Here is a 20,136-nt window from a genome sequence, read left to right as displayed (position 1 = left end):
ACTGGTTTCGTATTAATTAGGAAAAATTTAAGAGATTGAGAAATTCTATGATATTACAGATAATTTTTTACCAAACCTTTTACCAGGGCAATTACATTCGGCATAGCTTTATTGGCAGCATTCAAAACTTCTTCGTGAGAAACGGAAAATGAAATATCCGGACCACCCAAATCTGTAATAATAGAAACACAGAAAACATCCATTCCCATATGTTTTGCCACGATAACTTCGGGAACAGTACTCATTCCCACCATATCACCACCGATGGCCTTTATCATTCCGTATTCTGCGGGAGTTTCAAAGGTTGGGCCTTGGAGAGCAACATAAACTCCCTGGTGAATTTTAATATTATTTTCTTTTGCGGATTGCTCGGCAACGGAAATCATGTTTTTGTTGTAAGGCTCGCTCATATCAACGAAACGAGGTCCGAATTGATCAATATTTTTACCTCGAAGCGGGTGTTCGGGCATCATATTGATATGATCTTTTAAAATCACAATATCAGCAACACTGTAATCAGGATTCACACCACCACAGGCGTTAGAAAGAATAAGATTTTTAATTCCCAGTAAATGAAAAATCCTGATAGGAAAAGTAACCGTTTCTATAGAATGGCCTTCATAATAATGAAAACGACCACTCATTATCAAAACTTTTTTATCCTCTAACATCCCGTAGATTAGTTTTCCACCATGACCGACAACAGTTGTTTGGGGAAAATTCGGAATATTCTTATATTCTAAAACATGAATAGCCTTTACTTCATCCTGAAGTTTCCCTAAACCGGAGCCTAAAACGATAGCAAAATCAGGCGTTTCCTGAATAATATTTTTAATGAAATCGGCTGTTTCTTTAATTTTTTCTAACATAATCTAAGATGATTTGATTGAATTCTTCCTTTTTATCAATAATCACATTGATAGGCCAGTAGTAAACAATGTCCCTAAGATAGTCAAAAGTTTTAAGACGGACATAATCCTTTTCTGTGGTTAAGATTAGTTTGTATTCCCCTAGTTTTTTATATTCAGCAATGATTTTTTTTATGTCATCATCAGTAAAATTGTGATGATCTCTGAATTTAAGATGTTTTACTCTTTGTGAGAATTTTGCTAAATGCTGTAATAAAGGCTTTGGATTGGCAATTCCTGTAATTAGCAAAATATCATAATAATTCAGGTTATTATCAGGAAGCATTTTTTCTCTTCCGTATACATTTTCATCATACCCTATGGATGAAAAAAATACTTTTTGGGCACGGTTCGGTCTGATTCTGGAGATATAATATTGCTTGGTTTCCTCTGTCAGTTCATCAGGACATTTGCTGACCATAATAATGTCCGCTCTTTGTGCTCCTGCTCTTGATTCTCTCAAATCTCCTGCCGGAAGAAGATGATCTTTAAAATAAGGATCATTAAAATCAGTCATTAAAATATTAAATCCGGCTTTGATAGCTCTATGTTGCATGGCGTCATCAAGTACTAAAACATCAAGATCCATATCGGCAATCACTTTTTTCGCTCCCGGCACTCTTTCTTCAGAAACCGCAATTACGAATCTGTTTTTGAAACGTTCAAATAATTGCATTGCTTCATCTCCTACCATTTTGTAATTGCTGTCGTAGTTTGTTACGTCATAACCTTTTGTCAGCCTTCCATAACCACGTGAAAGGACTCCCGTTCTGTAATGTTTAGACAGATATTGGGCAAGGTACATCACCATTGGTGATTTGCCGCTTCCGCCCACAGAAAGGTTGCCGACACAGATTATCGGTGTTTTGAATTTCGTAGATTTTAAGATTCCCAGATCATACATTGTGTTTCGGATACCTGTTACCATGTGGTAGCCGAGGGAAAAAGGATAGAGGTACCATCTTTTCATACATTTGCAAAAATAAGAAATTTCATATGGATTTTGCTTAATATGGTATCTACTTTTCAATATTTATTTTAAAAAATCAATTATTGATTATCATTAAATTACAGTATTTTTGTAGAGTTATTTTATCACATTGAGGTATTTTATTGAGTTTTCCTATAACGGCAAAAATTATTTCGGTTACCAGATTCAGCCTGATGCTATTTCTGTACAGGAAGAATTGGAAAAAGCACTTTCCACCATTTTAAGAGAAGAAATTAAAACAACAGGAGCCGGAAGAACGGATACAGGAGTTCATGCAAAGAAAATTTTTGCCCATTTTGATACGGAAAAAGTATTGGATCAGGATCTTCCGCGCAAGCTGAACAGTTTTCTTCCGCCAGATATTTCTGTTAAACGAATCTTTAGGGTAAAAGATGATTTTCATGCACGTTTTGATGCAACTTTCAGAACGTATGAATATTATATCACGTTAGAAAAAAATCCTTTTACTCAGGAGTCAGCTTGGCAACACTGGAAAAGAAATTTAGATATTAACAAAATGAACGAAGCCTGTAAGATTTTGTTTGAATACGAAGATTTTACGAGTTTTGCTAAATTGAAAACCGATAACAAAACCAATATCTGCAAAATGTATAAAGCAGAGTGGGAACAAAACGGAAATGAATTAAAATTTACGATTTCCGCTAATCGTTTTCTACGGAATATGGTGAGAGCAATTGTCGGAACAATGGTTGAAATTGGTTCAGGAAAAATGAAACCTGAAGATTTACGGAAAGTGATTGAGGATAAGCACCGCAATTCGGCGGGAACCTCTGCACCTGCTCATGGATTATATTTGGTAGATGTAGGATATAAATTTAATTAAACTAAAAACAACAATAACTATGATGTCAATCTTTATTATGATTGGAGCTTACAGGTATTATGGCGGATTAGCAGAGAGATTTGGAAAAACGAAATGGCAATTTGGATTATTAGCAATCGGTATTTATTTAGGATTTCAAATAGCATTTCTTTTTTGTTACGAGATTTATGAGGGACTTTCCGGTTCTTATAATGAAAACAATTATACAGGTTTTTCTCTGGTTAATATTATTAGCTGGTTACTTGCAATTGTAGCTGTCTACGGTGTCCATAAAATATTGGAAAATAAGCTCAAAAAAGAGAGTCTCAGAAAACCTTCTTTGGAGATTGAAGAAATTGGGAATAAAGAGTTGTAATGTAATGATGGTGGCTAAATTTTAAGTCACCATTTGAATTTTAAATAAAACTAAATCTCATGGATGAAATAGGAAAACTCGCTTTTACTTTGAATCATTTCGCAGGTCTTACAGAAGAGGATTTTAAGTTATCTAAAGACTTTTGGTTGCCCAAAATTTACAAAAAAGGAGATTTTTATAATCTTCGCGGTACAGTTTGTACCTATTTAGGGTTTATTGTTGATGGAGTTTTCCGTTCTTATACGATCGACGATATAACAGGAGAGGAAAAAAATGTTTTTCTTTATTCTGCTAATGGTTTTGTAGTTTCTTTCAAAAGTTTTATTAATCAGATACCGTGTGATTATCATACACAGGCTTTGACGGATGCTTCGATTATTTATATACGATATACAGATTTGCTTTCCCTGTATCATCAGTCGCACCAATGGGAAAAATTTGGAAGACTTCTGGCGCAAGAAGCATTTAATGTTACGATGACAAGAATCGAAGGTTTTATTCTGAAATCTCCCGAAGAACGATATTTGGATTTGATAAAACAGCATCCTGATATTTTTAATAATGTCCCGCTGTACCATATTTCCTCATACTTAGGCATTCAAGGACCATCTTTAAGCAGAATCCGAAAAAGAATTTCGGGTAAGTAATACGATTTTAACCCTGGTTAAAATTATCCTCATTTTATTCTCGGAACTTTGTCTCATAATTTAAAACCAATTAAAAATAAAAGTTATGAAAACAAAAACTATCGTATTTATTCATGGATTATTTGTGAACAGTACAAGCTGGAAAGAATGGAAAACTTATTTTGAAACTCAAGGTTATACTGTACATACGCCATCAAATCCGGGGCATGAAGGAGACCCAAGGAGCCTAAAGAAAAATATTCCGGCAGAATTAAAAAATGTAAGTTTTGATGATACTGTTGAAAATTTGGTGAAATTTATTGACAAACTTCCTGAAAAACCAATCATAATCGGGCACTCGTTTGGCGGATTGATGGTTCAGAAATTAATTGATATGGGAAAGGCTGTTGCCGGAGTAAGTATTGATGGAGCGCCTCCCAAGAATGTAATGGCTCCTTTTTCTACTGTAAAAATTGTTTGGCCAGTCGTAAATTTCTTTAAAGGGAACTCCGTATTTTTAGGAACAAAAGAATGGTATCATAAAGCCTTTTTCAATAATTACTCAAAAGAAGAAAGTGATAAATTATATGAAGCTGTTGCTGCTCCTGAAAGTAGAAGATTAGCAAGAGATCCGCTTTTTAAGCCGTCAGCAAAATTAGATCTAAATAAATCTCATGAACCGTTATTATTCATTGCTGGTTCTAATGACAATATCTTCCCTGCCGAATTTTCCAGAAAAATCGCAAATGCTTATAAAGATCAAACCAGTATCGTTGATTTTAAAATATTTGAAGGCAGAAGCCACTTCATTGCGGGTGAAAAGGGTTGGGAAGAAGTGGCAGGTTATGTGTTGAGCTGGTTGAAGAAAGTCAATTAATATTCATACCATAAATGATAGAGATTTGAATTTTTCTATCACGATTTAATAAAGTTGTAAAGGCTGTCAAATTAGAAAGTCTTATTTTTGCAAAGAATTTTATATTAATTCTTTCTTCAATTCGTACAATGAAAAAACAAGATACCGGAGGAATCATAAAGAGGCTGTTCTTTATTGGAATGAAGTTTCGGGCGTGGTTTATCCTTACTTTGATAATTTCCATCATATTAGCGATGGTTTCTACTTATAGGCCTTACCTTACGATGCAGGTGGTAGATAATGATATCACAAAACTGAAAGATAAGGCTTTAATGATGAAGCATATCTACATGTTAGTAGGGCTGGTGTTTGCGGAGACTGTTTTAAATTTTTTCCTGGTTTATTTTTCTAATTATATTTCTCAAAATGTAATCAGAGATATCAGGGAAAGGCTTTATGCTAAACTTATTTATTTCAAAACATCATTTTTTGATAAAACTCCGATTGGGCAGCTTGTAACAAGGGCAGTTGGTGATGTTGAAACTATTGCGACAGTTTATACAGATGGTTTCCTGATGGTTTTCGGAGACATTTTGAGAATTGTTTTTGTATTGGTGATGATGTTTAATACCAATGTACATCTGAGTTACATTACGCTTGCTATTTTGCCTTTGATGGTTATAATCACAAGGTTTTTCCAAAAAAGACTGAAAAAAGCCTTCGGTGATGAAAGAACCTGGACGGCAAATCAAAATTCTTTTGTTCAGGAAAGATTGGCAGGGATGTCAATTATCCAGGTTTTCAACAGGCAGGAAGCTGAGTTTAAAAAATTTGACGATATTAATATTACTTTGAAAGGGGCGTTATTGAAAACAGTTTTCATTTTCTCATTGTTCTTTCCTGTTGTAGAACTTATTTCGTCACTTTTCATTGGGTTTATTCTCTTTTATGGAGGCTATATTACGATTAGTGCAGGGGTTGTTATTGCATTTATTCAATATATTTCAATGCTGATTCGTCCTTTGAGACAAATTGCAGACAGATTCAATAATATTCAGAGAGGTATAGTAGGTGCAGAAAGAGTTCTGGGTATAATGGATGAGGATTATGCCATGACCAATACCGGAAGGGTGGAAAAAGATCATTTTGACGGTAAAATTGAATTTAAAAAAGTTCATTTTGCTTATGATGAAAAGCAGGAAGTTTTAAAAGGAATTGATTTTAAAGTAAATCCCGGAGAGACTGTTGCCATTGTTGGTGCAACCGGAGCCGGCAAATCTACTATTATCAGTTTAATTACCAGACTTTACGATATTAACTCGGGAAATATTTTAATCGATGATATTGATTTAAAAGATTATGAATTATATAATTTAAGAAGTCATATCGGGGTAGTATTGCAGGATGTTTTTCTGTTCCATGGAAGTATTTTTGAAAATCTTGCCTTTGGAGATGATACCATTACTCTAGACCAGATCAAGGCGGGCGCGAAAGAAATTGAAGTTGATGATTTTATTGAAAGCCTTCCCGGAGGTTATGAGTATGTGGTAAGTGAGAGAGGTTCATCGATTTCTTTAGGGCAGAGACAATTATTGTCATTCCTGAGAGCTTATTTATCTGATCCGAAAATTTTAATTTTGGATGAAGCCACATCTTCTATCGACCACGAAAGTGAAAAATTAATTCAGAGAGCAACAGAAAAAATTACCAAAAACAGGACATCAATTATTATTGCGCACAGGCTTTCAACCATTGAAAAAGCTGATAAAATCATTGTCATGGAACATGGTAAAATTGTAGAAGAAGGTAAACATCTTGACCTTTTGGACAGAAACGGCTATTACGCTACGCTTTACAAGGCTCAGCTGAGGCATGAGGTAGAGATGGAAGAAGAAAGTCAGGAATCATAATCCGTATGGAATAATTTCTAAATCTTTTTTCCATACATCACCATATTTTTCAGTTAACAACTTTGCCATTGCAAGGTTGTTTTCTTTTGCTATTTTTGAAATCATGGGGCTGATTACACAGTTCTGATACACAACATCGGTTTTATATTTATTTTTAAAGACCTCATGACTTTTAGACATAATACCAAATTGAATGAAATGGGGAAGGTTTTCGTTCTTAATAACTGTTTCAGTTTTTTTCCCTTTTCTGTCTTTAGATATAATTTTTATTTCATCCCTTTTTTGAGCAAAACTCAATCCGGAAAAAGATAATAGAAGAAGGAAAAGAAATGATTTTGAGATTTTCATGTTATAATTTTTTAGATAAGATGAAAAAATATCAGATAGGTTAAAGTCTGAATATTTAAAGTTCGCATTTTCGAGATAAATAAGTTTAAAATTAATAACTGGGAAGTACTTTGATATGCATGATTATAAAGATTTTAATAATCTTTGTCAACACGAAATGTAATAAATATGCGTAAATGATATTGAATTGTTTTATTATTTTAAATTTATTAGCGAATTTTTAATTAAATGTTATGTTTATATTGATAAATTCACTAATTTTAGTGTAAAATTAATCACTACCCCATGAAAATGGGAGGGTGTTGATTTTAAATGTTGTTTTTTTAACTAAAAATCCAAATTTAACAGATGAATAATATACAAGACGAATTCCAGGTTTTCAGAGAAGAATTGAAAAAGTTGAATATTGATGTGCAGAAAATTGTGAAAGTAGGAAATGGAAGCATGGATTTCCATGAGGTCTTCTACAAGTCTCCGAGATATCAAGATGTGAAAACAGTGTATGTTCAGCGTCATAACTTAGACAGTATGGTTGAAAAGTTTAGACAGGCTTACCATTAAAATAAAAGATTAGGCCTCAGACAAAGTCTGAGGCCTAATCTTTTATCATCAGAATATCAAATGACTAATCTTTATCTAAAGCTGAAGTTTCTTTGGTGTCCTTCATTTGTATATACACCAGCAAAGAAAATAGTATGCATGCAGTAATGTACCAGTAAAAATAATGTTCAGCACCAAATTTTTTAAGCCATAATGCAATATATTCGGCACTCCCTCCAAATATCGCTACAGTTAAGGCATAAGGCAAACCTACTCCTAAAGCACGCACTTCAGACGGGAAAAGTTCCGCTTTTACGATAGCATTAATGGAAGTGTATCCGCTCACGATAATTAATGCTGCCATAATCAGAAAGAAAGCCGCCCACATTGACGTTGTGTGGCTTAAAGCAGTAAGTAATGGAATCGTAAAAATTGTTCCTAAAATTCCGAAGCCTAAAAGTAAAGGCCTTCTTCCTATTTTATCAGAAAGTCCTCCAAAAACGGGCTGCAATCCTGCAAATGTTAGTAATGAAACAAATGAAATTAAAGTAGATTGTTCTTTGGTGAGATGAACAGTATTCACCAGGAATTTCTGCATATAAGTCGTATAAGTATAGAAAGCCAGAGTCCCTCCGAGTGTTAATCCTACGACCGTAAGCAGAGATTTTGGATATTTAAGAAGCTCTTTGATACTTCCTTTTTTCTTTTCACTCACTTCTTTTTTATTTTCAAAAGCTTCGGTCTCATGAAGATTCGATCTTAAATATAAAGCAATCACAGAAAGAATAGCTCCGATAACAAAAGGAATTCTCCAGCCCCAGTTTTCCAGTTGGGTTTCTGTTAATATTAGTTTTTGTAAGATCAACTGAATTCCTAAAGCAATCAGCTGACCTCCAATTAACGTTACATATTGAAAGCTAGAATAAAATCCTCTTCTGTCTTGTGTTGCCATTTCGCTGAGATAAGTAGCTGAAACGCCGTATTCTCCACCAACGCTTAATCCCTGTAGTAACCTCGCGATAAGCAATAATGCAGGTGCAATAATGCCTATTGTGTCATATGTTGGGGTAAGTGCAATGAGTAAAGAACCGAAAGACATCAGTAAGACAGAGAGTGTCATTGCTCTTTTTCTTCCGATTTTATCGGCAATACTTCCAAACATCCACCCTCCAATGGGACGCATTAGGAATCCGACAAAAAATATGCCCGCAGTATTCATTAATTGTGCATTAAAATCTGATTCCGGGAAAAAAGAATTTGAAAAATAGATAGAAAAGGCTGCGTAGGCATACCAGTCATACCATTCTACCAAATTTCCTATAGAGCCGCCAACAATTGCTTTAATTCTTTGGACAGTCGTAATTTGTGATGAATTCATAAGGGAAAGATATCATTTTTTTTGAAACAGATAAAAGTGAATATATTTCTTAGCAGTATCAAATCGTATGAAATTTATATTAAAAACTATCCTAAAAGTAAGAACTTAAAATTAAAATCTGTATCCCATTGAAAGCCCGCTTCTAAAGCCTGCCCAAGGTCCGTCTATTTTTATTTTGGCTCCATTGGTATTAGTTTCCACTGTGTAATCAACAAAAGGGATATCTAAGTTTTCTATTTCCTGTTTCAGCTGAGCCTGCATTTCAGGAGTTAAAATATGATTGCTGGTCATAATGAAATCTCCTTTTCCACTTCCGTAATGTGCACCCGCAATCCAGAAATCCAAGACAAAATTCTGACTTTTTGTAAGGAAAAGCTGTACTCCTATCATTAATCCGGCACTGTTTCCATTTGTACTTCCGTTCCCTTTCAACGGAATTTGATAGGTAGTTTCATTTGGGGCCTTATAATCATAATAAAAATCAAATGTATTGGAAGAGACTTTGGAGTATCGGTAATATGGTGCAAAATAAAACCCTTTTCCATAGCCTTTTCCAATATAAAAACGAGGTTCAATCGTAAAGTTAGTAGCTTTTACTCTGAGATTTTCAAATCTTTTTTCATCTGCATCGCTTAAAAAAGTATTAATAAAAGGAACTTTTCCTTCAGTCATTGTTCCAAATCCTATATTCAGGGAAAACCATTGATTAAAAGCTCTTTCGTAAGATAAATTAATATTTCTCAATACATATCCTGTGACGTTTGTTTTCACAATATTCATCTTATCTGAAGAAATAGTATGGGCGGCTTCCTGAGCATTAATTTCAGTAAAGAGAAGAGAGATAATTATAATGAAATATTTTTTCATGATTTTTAAATTTTCATTAAACATTAAGTGACTGGTGTTTTGAAATGATATCAAAAAACGGGCAAAAAATCAGTATAAAATGGATTTAATTCTTGATTTTGATTCAGAATAATAATTAAATATTAATTATGAATAGGTATTAAAAAATAAAAAAACCGTCCGGAATAATCGGACGGCTGTTTCTGTGCGCTAAATTTATATTTTTTAACTATGTCTCATTTTGCGATAATCATAAATGTCTTCAATCGTCACAACGGTCATATTTTTTTTCTCCGCAAAATCTACGATTTCGGGAAGCTTTGCCATAGATCCGTCTTCATTGGTCAGTTCACAAAGAACAGCATCCTCGCCAAGGTTGGCTAATTTTACCAAATCCACACTGCCTTCCGTATGCCCGCGCCTTTCGAAAACACCATCTTTTCTGGCGATTAAAGGGAAAACGTGTCCCGGGCTGGCGATGTTTTCTGCCAAGGCATCTTCTGCAATTGCTGTTCTGATAGTTGTTACGCGGTCTTTTGCAGAAACTCCTGATTCCACACCTTCTTTAGCTTCAATAGAAATGGTAAATGCCGTCTGATTTTTTGAATTGTTATTCTCCACCATTGGACGAAGATTCAGGTGTTTGCTTTTCTCTTCCGAGATGCATAAGCAAACGATTCCGCTGCATTCGCGGATTAAAAGCGCCATGTCTTTTTCTGTGATAGTTGAGGCTGGAAAGATGATGTCGCCTTCGTTTTCACGGTCTTCATCGTCTACTAAAAGGATGCCTTTTCCCTGTTGTAAGGTTAGAAGTGCTTTTTCTACACGTTCTTTCGGAGTAACCCCGAATTTTTCTAATAATTTTTCCATGTTATTTTACTTTTGAAAGTTAAAATACACTTCGGTACATGGAAATGAAATACAACACAATGAGTCCATCGAAATAGCCTCACTGATTGTTTCATTTTCTTCTCCCATCCAGACTGTAACTGTCGGTTTTGGAATTTCACCAAATCAGTCCCTTCAAAAGAAAGGAGTCGCGGACTGTAACCGCCGGTAGGGAATTGCACCCTGCCCCGAAGAAAACTTATACTAAGTTTTACTGTATGTTTGTTTAATCTAAATTTTTAATTCATTAATTTTTTTTATTTAACGCACAGATGACAAATTTCGGGAAGTTTTTTGGAATGGAGAAGAAATTTATGAATAATAAGTTTGCATTATTTTTCTCTGCAAGCGCATTCATGATTTTCATTTAAATAAGCAATCGTTGCTTTGCAGATTTTTTCTAAAGTTTCAATATTAATCTCAGAAAGTTTTTTAACATAAATACAGGCTTTACCCATTTTAAATTTTCCCAACTCATTCAATAAAGGTTCGCTTTCTTTCGTTGGCGAGTAAACATATAATGAAAATTCTGCTTTACGTGGAGAAAACCCAATTAAAGGCATATCGCCTTCGTGTCCACTTTCATATTTATAATGATAGCTGCCGAATCCGATGATGGTTGGTCCCCACATTTTAGGTTCAAATCCTGACCAATCGCTCATTAATTTAATTAATTCAAAACTGTCTGCTTTTTTCTCATCTTTTTCTACGTAAGAGTTGATGAAATCTGCTACGCTGACTGTTGTTTCGGTGGTTTTGTTTTTAGCCATGATGATTAAATTGTATTGATGACATTTTGTAGGAATAAACTAAAATAATCTATATTAAAACTAATTAATAATTTCAGCATCCGGATTTTCTCGAATTTTTGCGATTCGTTCTTTCCAATTTTGGAGCTCTTCATCTGTTAATTTTATCCAGTCGGTAACTTCTCCTACAGCTTTTAAAGGTTCTGTGCTTCGATATGATCTTGTGGGATTTCCAGGAAATTTTTTATCGGTTACATTAGGATCGTTTTCGAAATTTCCGGTTGGTTCTACGATATAAATACGCTCATCTCCATCTCCTTTTGCCAATGCAGCAGCAAGTCCTGCTCCATTTTGTAAAGCTGTAAAATAAATGTGATTCATGATGATTTCCGGATAATAATTTGAGCCAAATCCTGCGGTGAGTAAGTCTCCGATTTTAAGGTCTGCTTTGGTTCCGTGGTAGAATGGGCCGTTGTCTAGAACTTCATCTTTTTTATTTTCCATTGTGAGTTTTTTTGAAAAATTCAGGACTTGTAAACTTAGGAATTTGTTTTTGAATAGAAAAACCGCCCTGAGGATAGATTATGAATATTCGTAAAGAAATGTCTTGCCATTATTTTTCATTTTGGTTTTTAATGGTTCAAGATGTTTTTCACTGATTTCAGATTATTCAGTGGAAAGAGTTGCTTCGCTAATATCGGCAACCTGAATGCTTTTAATAGCTGATTTGGTTGATGACGTTGTACTTCCACCCATGATGTATAATTTATTGTTATAAATTTCCGAAGCAGCGTGTCTTCGAGGAATCATATTGGATGATAGCTGATGTAACTTATTGGTTTCTGTATCAAAATAAGCCAGAAAAGTTTGATTATTATAACCTCCTGCAATAAAAATCTTATTGCCGGATACCGCTAATGAATGACCGGATATCCCAACAGGCATCGTATATTGCTCAGTCCAAAGATTTTTGTTGAGGTCATAAACATTGACCAAACGGGATGATGTACCATTAAAACCACCAATGACATACAATTTATCATTCACAATTTTGCCTTTTGTTTCTCTGGCTGTGGGCATATCGGGTAATGGATTCCATGTATTGGAAGCAATATCATAGTATTGAAATCTGTTAGAAAATACGGTGGTTGCTGCATTGTTTAGTCCGCTGCCGCCGAACACATATATTTTCCCGTTATAGATCGCAGAACCGGCATTTCCTGTGTAGGCACGATTGACAGCTCCCTTCGTTATTTTATGAGTTTCAAGGTCTACAATTTCAAGATGGCTATTTCCCCAACCGTTAAAAATATAAATTTTATTATTGTAAGTCTCTGAATTGGCGAATCTTTTGGGAAGCAGAGTAGGGCTGATTATGCTCCAACGGTTATCTTTAATACTATATTTCTCAATAAAGTTTGCGTTACCATCAGTGCTTTTATAACCATTGCTCACATAGATATTCTCATCTACAATGACACTGCTTGTAGCTCCTCTGCCCATAGACATATCCGCAAGATGTTTAAAATTTAGGGTTTGTGCATGAGTTAAGCATAAGCTGAAAAGTGAAAGGAGGAATAGTTTTGTTTTCAATAGTGATGGGATTTTGTTTTAAAGATAGGGAAAATAGTGGATTGTAATTGAGTTTTTATTGTAGGTACGAGTGGGAAATAAGGTATTTACGCTAATGTGAATACAATAGCTTAATACCTTTTTAGATAGTCAGCCAACTTAAATTCTTTGTCATTAAACTCACAATAAAATTTGTATCTTCTTTTATTTTCAATAAGTAGTTTTTTTCGCTTTTTATTTTTATTAAATATTTCTTTTATGATGATATAGAATTCACTACTAATAGATTCATTGAAAAAAGATAAAAAATTATATAATTCAATTGTGTCAACTAATTCTTTCTTTGTTAAAATATCTCCAACTTTGTTTTTATCTTTATATTCTGCTTTAAAATATCCTTCTTGGATATAATGATTTAAAGATATCTGTATATTTTGATTTTTTGCAATTGCCAAGTAGTATTTTATATTATTTGAAAATTTATTGATCCTTTTTTTCTGAAGAAAATATTTTTTAAAGCATTCATAGAGTTTTTATTTATTTTATCTCTGTTATTTGTTTGTGAATAAAAAATACTTTCTAATTTTCTAAGTTCGTTTTCGATTAATTTGAACTGATCTTTATGAGATGTATTATTATAACTATTTAGCTTTGTTTTAACATTTTTTATATAGAATTTGAGAGAATACGATTTAAATGCCCATCTAGTTGTTCTATAAATTGCTGTTCGACTTTTTCTTTTACTCATAAAAATTAATGGTGTGAAATTATTTGTTGGAGCTGTGGAGAACAAGTGATTATTGATCCAATATTGGATGTAAATTTTCAATATATTCACTCAAACTTTTAAATATTCTGATTAATTCAGAATAAAATTCATCGTTTGATAATGTTTCTGGGTAGTCAATACCCATACTTTTCTCTCCATCAAGAGTAATTAAAAAGTATTGATTAAAAGGATCTGTGTTATGAGTAAAGTTATTTCTAATTGTTTCTCTAAAATCTTTTACATTATTTTCAAAATCATTTATAAAAACTAAAATCTCTTGATGAATATTTTTTAGTTCTTTTTGTAAGTTATTTAAATTAACTTTTATTAAAAAAACCGCTCCACAAAAGCAGAACGGTTAATATATTAAATTGTCTCAGTGACATGCTGTTACATCATTCCTGGCATTCCACCACCCATTGGCATAGCTGGTTCGTCTTTTTTCACTTCAGTGATTACACATTCAGTTGTTAAAAGCATTCCTGAAACAGAAGCTGCGTTTTCAAGAGCAACTCTTGTTACTTTAGTAGGGTCGATGATACCTGCTTCAAGCATGTTTACATACTCGTCAGTTTTAGCGTTGTATCCGAAGTCTCCGCTTCCTTCCGCAACTTTAGCAACGATTACAGAACCTTCACCTCCGGCATTAGCAACGATTTGTCTCAATGGCTCTTCGATAGCTCTTTTTACAATTTTGATACCTGTAGATTCATCAGAATTGATACCTGTAAGATCTTCTAAAGCTGCGATAGCTCTTACCAAAGCAACACCACCACCTGCAACGATACCTTCTTCAACAGCTGCTCTTGTAGCGTGAAGGGCATCATCAACTCTGTCTTTTTTCTCCTTCATTTCAACTTCAGAAGCTGCACCTACGTAAAGAACTGCAACACCACCTGCTAATTTAGCCAATCTCTCCTGCAATTTTTCTTTATCGTAATCAGAAGTAGATGTTTCCATCTGAGCTTTGATTTGAGCTACTCTTCCTTTGATTTTGCTTTCTTCACCACCACCGTTTACAATAGTTGTGTTGTCTTTATCGATAGATACTTTCTCAGCAGTTCCCAACATATCCATTGTAATGTTTTCCATTGTGAAACCTTGCTCTTCGGAAATAACCGTTCCTCCTGTAAGGATTGCGATATCTTCCAACATTGCTTTTCTTCTGTCTCCGAATCCCGGAGCTTTCACAGCAGCAATTTTAAGAGAACCTCTTAATTTATTTACTACTAAAGTTGCCAAAGCTTCACCTTCCACTTCTTCAGAAATAATTAATAGAGATTTACCTCCTTGTGCAATTGGTTCAAGAACAGGAAGCAATTCTTTCATAGAAGAGATTTTTTTCTCAACTAAAAGGATATATGGATTTTCTAGTTCAGCCAACATTTTCTCAGGGTTGGTCACGAAATATGGTGACTGGTAACCTCTGTCAAACTGCATACCTTCTACAACATCTACTGTTGTATCAATACCTTTGGCTTCTTCTACCGTGATAACACCTTCTTTTCCTACTTTTCCAAAAGCTTCAGCAATCAAAGCACCGATAGTTTCGTCATTGTTAGCAGAAACAGAAGCAACCTGTTTTACCATTTCTGTAGAATCTCCAACAGTTTTAGACTGTGATTTTAAGTTTTCAACAACTGCAGTTACTGCTTTGTCAATTCCTCTTTTCAAATCCATTGGGTTTGCACCTGCAGCTACGTTCTTAAGCCCTTCTCTTACGATAGCCTGTGCCAATACAGTAGCAGTAGTAGTACCGTCTCCTGCAATATCATTGGTTTTGGAAGCCACTTCTTTTACCATTTGCGCTCCCATATTTTCTACTCTGTCTTCAAGTTCGATTTCTTTTGCTACAGAAACACCATCTTTAGTTACGTGAGGTGCACCGAAAGATTTTTCGATTACTACATTTCTACCTTTTGGTCCTAATGTTACTTTTACTGCATTAGCTAATGCATCAACCCCTCTTTTTAAAGCGTCTCTTGATTCAATATCGAATTTTATTTCTTTTGCCATAATTTTTTATTGTATTAATGTACTTTGTACAATGTATTAATGAATTTTATATTCATGAAGTCATTTTACATGAATACATTTTACTTTTTACAAATTAACCGATGATTCCTAAAAGGTCTCCTTCTTTTACAATTAAATAATCTTTTCCTTCTAATTTCAATTCAGAACCTGAATATTTTCCATAAAGAACTTTGTCACCTACTTTCACAGTTGTAGGCTCATCTTTTTTTCCGGGACCTACTGCTACTACCGTACCTTCTTGCGGTTTTTCTTTAGCGGTGTCCGGAATAATAATACCTGAAGCTGTTTTAGTTTCTGCAGCGATTGGTTCTACCAAAACTCTGTCTGCTAATGGTTTAAAGTTTACTGACATAATATATTTAATTTTTAATTATTCTGTGTTGTAATTCTCTAAATGTATGCCAACGGGTTGAAAAGAAATTTTTGGCAGACTTTTATTTTATGATGTGAAATTTTGGCAGAAAAAAGTCACATGAAAAACAGGCGACTTTTAAATTTTAGTTATTTACAGGACTGCTGATAATCGTCAATCAGCTTTTTATACATTTTTGTGTATAATTCTGTTCTGTATTTCATATTGATTCTTGAAGCTTCAGCACCTTTTTTTCCTTTAAGCAAAGCTTTTCTTTCATCATCTGTTGCTCTCTTGTTTTCTTTAAAAGTTTTATTGGAAAAATAATCGTTTTGTCTTGCTTCATCTACTTTTTTCAGAAATTCAGGGCAGTCGGCTCCTACAATTTCGTAAGCTTTATAAAATTTTTTATATAATGTTTTTAAGTTGAATAATGCTAAAGGGCTTAGTGAGCTGTAGTCTACCGGTGCAATGGCAAAAGTTTCGTTTGATTTGCTTAAATAAATCATTACATACGTCAGTTGGCAATTGTCTTCGTTTCCATTAAACCCTGAAGAAAAATTATCTCCAAAATCTGATTTACACATCATACTTCTATAGCCATACAGGTTGATTGGACCTTTTTCCATCAGGGGAAGCATTAATACTGTTCCTTCTGATTCCATTTCCAGATCATTATTTATTTCCTTAACAAGACGTTTGTCTAATTGAAATGTTTCCAGTGTCTCTTCATTTGTATAAATAAGACTTTTTATATCTGAAACAGGAATAGATTGCACTTCGGTATCGCTTTTTGATGTTTTAAATTTTACTTCTTTTCTGTCTAAATTAGCATTCTTTGCACCTTTTCCCATAAAGCTGAAAGTGGCAACATCCGGAAGCATAAAATCCTGGGCAAATCCCTTTTTCGTACTGCCGTCTTCCATCAGAATTTCGATAGGAAGAAAATCTCTTTTTCCGGTATAAAATTGTAAAGATTGAGCAAAAAAGCTGTGCGCTGAAAAGACGAACAGCAATAAAGCACTAAGTTTTTTCATGGATTTTTAAAGTTTTTTATAAATGGCAAATCTAAAAAAAAAGTATCCAGATTCTGAATACTTTTTTTAGAAGTTATATTTTTTAGCTTTTCTTTCCTGCGGCCTGCATCGGGTTTACTTTTCCGTTTGACCCACCTCTTACGGGGCCGTTTTGTTTTTGCTTAAATAATTGGAATTTTGAAGTGGGAGAAGAGCTTCCGTCATTACTCCAGAAATTGTTTGAAGTATCAATATCAGCCGTTTCTCTCATCGGATCAAGCTGTATTGATTTTAATTTTTTATCAAAATAAAACGTTTTGGAAACTTTTTGCTCGTTTAATCTCCAGATTTGAGCAGAAGATTTATCACGAAGTTTTGTACCGTCTTCAAAAGTAAATTCAAGAATAATAGGCATTACCAAACCGCCTTTGTTTACAAAATCAACCTGGTAAGCAGTGATGCTTTTAAATTTACTCTTGTCTTTAGAGTCTAAAGCAGTATTTTCTTCTTTCTTTAAAGTATAGGTTCTGTTGGTGTCAACTTTTTCCTGACCTCTGTCGTATCTATAATAAAAATCCTGAAGACTTTTATCTTTCTCCACATCGAAAGTAATATTTTTATCTTCTCTGTTTCTGATTTTTGAAATATCTTCAAACTCATTTTGCAAAGGCTTCTCAACATTATATGTTTCTTCTTTTACAACCGGTACTGCATCTAAATCAGGCGTTGCAACCGTTACCTTATCAATGGCAATATCCACAGGATCCGTTCCGTAGAACCAGCCTCTCCAGAACCAGTCCAGGTCTTCACCGCTTGCATCTTCCATTGTTCTGAAAAAATCTGCAGGTTCAGGGTGTTTGAATGCCCATCTTTTAGCATAGGTTTTAAAGGCTTTGTCAAAAAGTTCCCTTCCCATAATGGTTTCACGAAGAATATTCAATCCTGTTGCCGGTTTTGAATAGGCATTTGGGCCAAACTGAACAATATTTTCAGAGTTTGTCATGATAGGTTCCAATTGATCTTTCGGAAGTTTCATGTAATCAACAATCGTCCAGGCCGGACCTCTTTTTGATGGGAATTTGTTGTCCCATTTTTCTTCGGTAAGATATTCTGTAAATGTATTTAAACCTTCATCCATCCAGCTCCACTGTCTTTCGTCTGAATTTACAATCATCGGGAAGAAGTTGTGTCCTACTTCATGAATAATTACACCAATCATTCCGTTTTTTGTGCCTTCCGAATAAGTCCCGTCTTTTTCGGTTCTTCCGAAGTTGAAACAAATCATAGGATATTCCATTCCGTTTGCTGCTTCTACAGACTGAGCAACAGGGTAGGGGTAAGGTATTGTAAACTCTGAATATGTTTTAATGGTATGAGCAATCGCTTTTGTTGAATAGTTTCTATACAATCCGTAAGCTTCTTTTGGGTAGAAGCTCATTGCCATTACTTTATTATTGTTCTCAGGAATGGTTACGCGCATTCCGTCCCAAACGAATTTTCTTGAAGAAGTCCAGGCAAAATCTCTCACATCATTCGCTTCGAAATTCCATGTTTTCCTTTGTTTTGAATGATTTTTTTCTGCTTTTTTAGCTTCATCTAAAGTTACAATTTCAATTGGTTCGGCAGCATTTTCTGCTTTTCTGTATCTTGCTAATTGGTCTGAATTTAAAACTTGATCGTAATTTTTACATTCACCCGTTCCACCTACAATATGATCTGCAGGAACGTTCATGGAAACTTTAAAGTTTCCGAAAACCAACGCAAATTCGCCTCTTCCTGTAAACTGGTGATTCTGCCACCCTTGAAAATCGCTATAGACACACATTCTGGGGTACCATTGTGTCATAGTATAAAGGTCATTTCCATCTTCAGAAAAGTTTTCATAACCTCCACGACCACCTTTTATGATTCTATTCGGAATATTATAATTCCAGTTGATTTTAAATATAAATTTTTCACCTTTTTTCAGAACTTTAGGCAAATCAATACGCATCATCGTTTTGTTGACCGTATATTTTAAAGGATTTCCGGATGCGTCTGTTACTTTTTCAAGGTTTACACCATAACCGTCATCCTTTGCTGGAAGTTCTGTAATTTTTAAATGTTGATCTGTTGTAGTTTTTGGGATAATAGACGAATTCTGATAATCTGCGTTTTTTACACTCGATTGTTGGTTTTCATCCAGTTGAAGCCAGATGTAGTCTAAATCATCCGGTGAATTATTGTAGTAAGTAACTGTTTCGGAGCCTTTCAGATTTCTTTTGTCCTCATCCAGATAAGCTGTGATATCATAGTCGGCTCTGTTTTGCCAATATCCGTGTCCGGGAGCTCCGGAAGCTGTCCTGTACATATTGGGAGTCGGAAGTATTGTCCCTAATTGCTCAAATTTATTTCCGTGATTACTTCCCGGATTGTTTTGAATATTTTGAGCAGATGCCCCAGCATATAATAAAACCGAAAGTGCGGTTACTTTTAATTTCATGACCCAATCATTTAAGAATTATCAAATATAATAATAAGTAGTTGAAAAGTTGAAAATGTTTCAGCCTAAAATGGAATTCTTTCCAAGGTCATTTTTAATGATAAAGCAAAAACACCTGAGGAAACAAATAATATCCAGTCTTTTTTATTAATCTTGACAATATTCAGGAGTATGAAAAGTAGAATTAATATCGCGAAAACAATCACAACTTGCCCCAATTCCAGCCCGATATTAAACCCTAAAAGCGGAATAGCAATACTTTGATTTTTTGCAATCATCACTCTGGCTGTATTGGCAAAACCCATTCCGTGAATAAGACCAAAAACTAAAGCTAAATAATAATTGGCCCGCATCAGAGTTTGTTTTTTATTCTTCATCAAAATATTATCTAAAGAAGTAATGACGATAGTCAACGGAATTAGAAACTCTACCCATGCCGAATTGATTCTTATAATATCTAAAATGCTTAAAGCTAAAGTAACAGAATGCCCGATGGTAAAGGCTGTAATAAGAATCAAGACTTTTTTCCAGTCATTGTATGAATAAACCGCAATCAAAGCCAGTACGAAAAGCTGATGATCCAGCGCATCCAGTGAAATAATATGTTCCCAGCCAAGATTTAGATAAAATAGAAAGTCCTGCATTTGATTCTCATTTTTAAATTTTAAT

General features: G+C 34.3%; 21 protein-coding genes and 1 riboswitch. Of the genes, 6 read left to right on the top strand and 15 right to left on the bottom strand.

The annotated features are described in order from the left end of the window. Window positions 1-53: 53 nt before the first annotated feature. Complete coding sequence (locus tag ACM39_RS14790; protein ID WP_048511829.1) at window positions 54-869, bottom strand: purine-nucleoside phosphorylase; 816 nt, start codon at window positions 867-869, stop codon at window positions 54-56. Next, window positions 853-1,878: a tetraacyldisaccharide 4'-kinase gene (gene lpxK / locus ACM39_RS14785; RefSeq protein ID WP_048511828.1), complete on the bottom strand. Its 1,026-nt coding sequence runs from the start codon at window positions 1,876-1,878 to the stop codon at window positions 853-855. The genes ACM39_RS14790 and lpxK overlap by 17 nt, the downstream gene beginning before the upstream one ends. A gap of 130 nt (window positions 1,879-2,008) precedes the next feature. Here lpxK and truA point away from each other — a divergent pair, with 130 nt between their 5' ends. The 5 genes from truA (at window position 2,009) to ACM39_RS14760 (ending at window position 6,490) form a co-directional block, all read left to right on the top strand. Further along, window positions 2,009-2,743 (top strand): tRNA pseudouridine(38-40) synthase TruA, encoded by a 735-nt coding sequence (truA, locus tag ACM39_RS14780; RefSeq protein ID WP_048511827.1) that lies wholly within the window; start codon window positions 2,009-2,011, stop codon window positions 2,741-2,743. A 19-nt stretch (window positions 2,744-2,762) separates the two neighbouring features. Beyond that, on the top strand, window positions 2,763-3,098 hold the full coding sequence (locus ACM39_RS14775) for a hypothetical protein (protein ID WP_048511826.1): 336 nt from the start codon (window positions 2,763-2,765) through the stop codon (window positions 3,096-3,098). Window positions 3,099-3,157: 59 nt separating this feature from the next. Next, window positions 3,158-3,745, top strand: coding sequence for a Crp/Fnr family transcriptional regulator (locus ACM39_RS14770; RefSeq protein WP_048511825.1), 588 nt, complete (start codon window positions 3,158-3,160; stop codon window positions 3,743-3,745). A gap of 85 nt (window positions 3,746-3,830) precedes the next feature. Beyond that, complete coding sequence (locus tag ACM39_RS14765) at window positions 3,831-4,601, top strand: alpha/beta hydrolase (RefSeq protein ID WP_048511824.1); 771 nt, start codon at window positions 3,831-3,833, stop codon at window positions 4,599-4,601. A 128-nt stretch (window positions 4,602-4,729) separates the two neighbouring features. Beyond that, window positions 4,730-6,490, top strand: coding sequence for an ABC transporter ATP-binding protein (locus ACM39_RS14760; RefSeq protein WP_048511823.1), 1,761 nt, complete (start codon window positions 4,730-4,732; stop codon window positions 6,488-6,490). Here ACM39_RS14760 and ACM39_RS14755 read toward each other — a convergent pair. Further along, window positions 6,485-6,838 (bottom strand): hypothetical protein, encoded by a 354-nt coding sequence (locus ACM39_RS14755; RefSeq protein ID WP_048511822.1) that lies wholly within the window; start codon window positions 6,836-6,838, stop codon window positions 6,485-6,487. The two genes, ACM39_RS14760 and ACM39_RS14755, sit on opposite strands and share 6 nt — an antisense overlap. 348 nt (window positions 6,839-7,186) lie before the next feature. On the opposite strand from ACM39_RS14755, the gene ACM39_RS14750 reads away from it, so the two are divergent. Beyond that, a complete protein-coding gene (locus ACM39_RS14750) occupies window positions 7,187-7,399 on the top strand; it encodes a hypothetical protein (RefSeq protein ID WP_048511821.1) in 213 nt (70 codons plus the stop codon). Between the two features lie 64 nt (window positions 7,400-7,463). Here ACM39_RS14750 and ACM39_RS14745 read toward each other — a convergent pair whose 3' ends face one another. From ACM39_RS14745 to ACM39_RS14685, 12 genes are all read right to left on the bottom strand, one after another. Next, a complete protein-coding gene (locus ACM39_RS14745) occupies window positions 7,464-8,756 on the bottom strand; it encodes an MFS transporter (RefSeq protein ID WP_048511820.1) in 1,293 nt (430 codons plus the stop codon). 111 nt (window positions 8,757-8,867) lie between these two features. Then, complete coding sequence (locus ACM39_RS14740) at window positions 8,868-9,623, bottom strand: DUF3575 domain-containing protein (protein ID WP_048511986.1); 756 nt, start codon at window positions 9,621-9,623, stop codon at window positions 8,868-8,870. Between the two features lie 204 nt (window positions 9,624-9,827). Next, on the bottom strand, window positions 9,828-10,472 hold the full coding sequence (ribB, locus tag ACM39_RS14735) for a 3,4-dihydroxy-2-butanone-4-phosphate synthase (RefSeq protein ID WP_048511819.1): 645 nt from the start codon (window positions 10,470-10,472) through the stop codon (window positions 9,828-9,830). A 92-nt stretch (window positions 10,473-10,564) separates the two neighbouring features. After that, window positions 10,565-10,690, bottom strand: a riboswitch (FMN riboswitch). 132 nt (window positions 10,691-10,822) lie between these two features. Next, window positions 10,823-11,260 (bottom strand): DUF1801 domain-containing protein, encoded by a 438-nt coding sequence (locus tag ACM39_RS14730; protein ID WP_048511818.1) that lies wholly within the window; start codon window positions 11,258-11,260, stop codon window positions 10,823-10,825. 60 nt (window positions 11,261-11,320) lie between these two features. Then, window positions 11,321-11,743, bottom strand: coding sequence for an NAD(+)--rifampin ADP-ribosyltransferase (gene arr, locus ACM39_RS14725; protein WP_048511817.1), 423 nt, complete (start codon window positions 11,741-11,743; stop codon window positions 11,321-11,323). A gap of 162 nt (window positions 11,744-11,905) precedes the next feature. Further along, window positions 11,906-12,832, bottom strand: coding sequence for a Kelch repeat-containing protein (locus ACM39_RS14720; protein WP_131701467.1), 927 nt, complete (start codon window positions 12,830-12,832; stop codon window positions 11,906-11,908). A 110-nt stretch (window positions 12,833-12,942) separates the two neighbouring features. Beyond that, window positions 12,943-13,266, bottom strand: a complete 324-nt coding sequence (locus ACM39_RS14715; RefSeq protein ID WP_048511815.1) for a hypothetical protein — start codon at window positions 13,264-13,266, stop codon at window positions 12,943-12,945. 704 nt (window positions 13,267-13,970) lie between these two features. Beyond that, window positions 13,971-15,596, bottom strand: a complete 1,626-nt coding sequence (gene groL, locus ACM39_RS14705; protein WP_048511813.1) for a chaperonin GroEL — start codon at window positions 15,594-15,596, stop codon at window positions 13,971-13,973. 94 nt (window positions 15,597-15,690) lie between these two features. After that, window positions 15,691-15,969 carry a co-chaperone GroES gene (groES, locus tag ACM39_RS14700; RefSeq protein WP_039369684.1) on the bottom strand — a complete coding sequence of 93 codons (279 nt, stop codon included), beginning with the start codon at window positions 15,967-15,969 and terminating at the stop codon, window positions 15,691-15,693. 149 nt (window positions 15,970-16,118) lie between these two features. Continuing rightward, on the bottom strand, window positions 16,119-17,006 hold the full coding sequence (locus ACM39_RS14695; protein ID WP_048511812.1) for a hypothetical protein: 888 nt from the start codon (window positions 17,004-17,006) through the stop codon (window positions 16,119-16,121). An 82-nt stretch (window positions 17,007-17,088) separates the two neighbouring features. Next, a complete protein-coding gene (locus ACM39_RS14690; RefSeq protein ID WP_048511811.1) occupies window positions 17,089-19,467 on the bottom strand; it encodes a M1 family metallopeptidase in 2,379 nt (792 codons plus the stop codon). 65 nt (window positions 19,468-19,532) lie between these two features. Further along, window positions 19,533-20,111, bottom strand: coding sequence for a HupE/UreJ family protein (locus ACM39_RS14685; RefSeq protein ID WP_048511810.1), 579 nt, complete (start codon window positions 20,109-20,111; stop codon window positions 19,533-19,535). Window positions 20,112-20,136: the final 25 nt, after the last annotated feature.

It is taken from the genome of Chryseobacterium sp. FH2, from assembly GCF_001045455.1.
In the GTDB taxonomy this organism is placed as follows: Bacteria; Bacteroidota; Bacteroidia; order Flavobacteriales; family Weeksellaceae; genus Chryseobacterium.
Note: the sequence above shows the minus strand (reverse complement) of the source record. Positions and strands in the feature narration are given on the sequence as shown.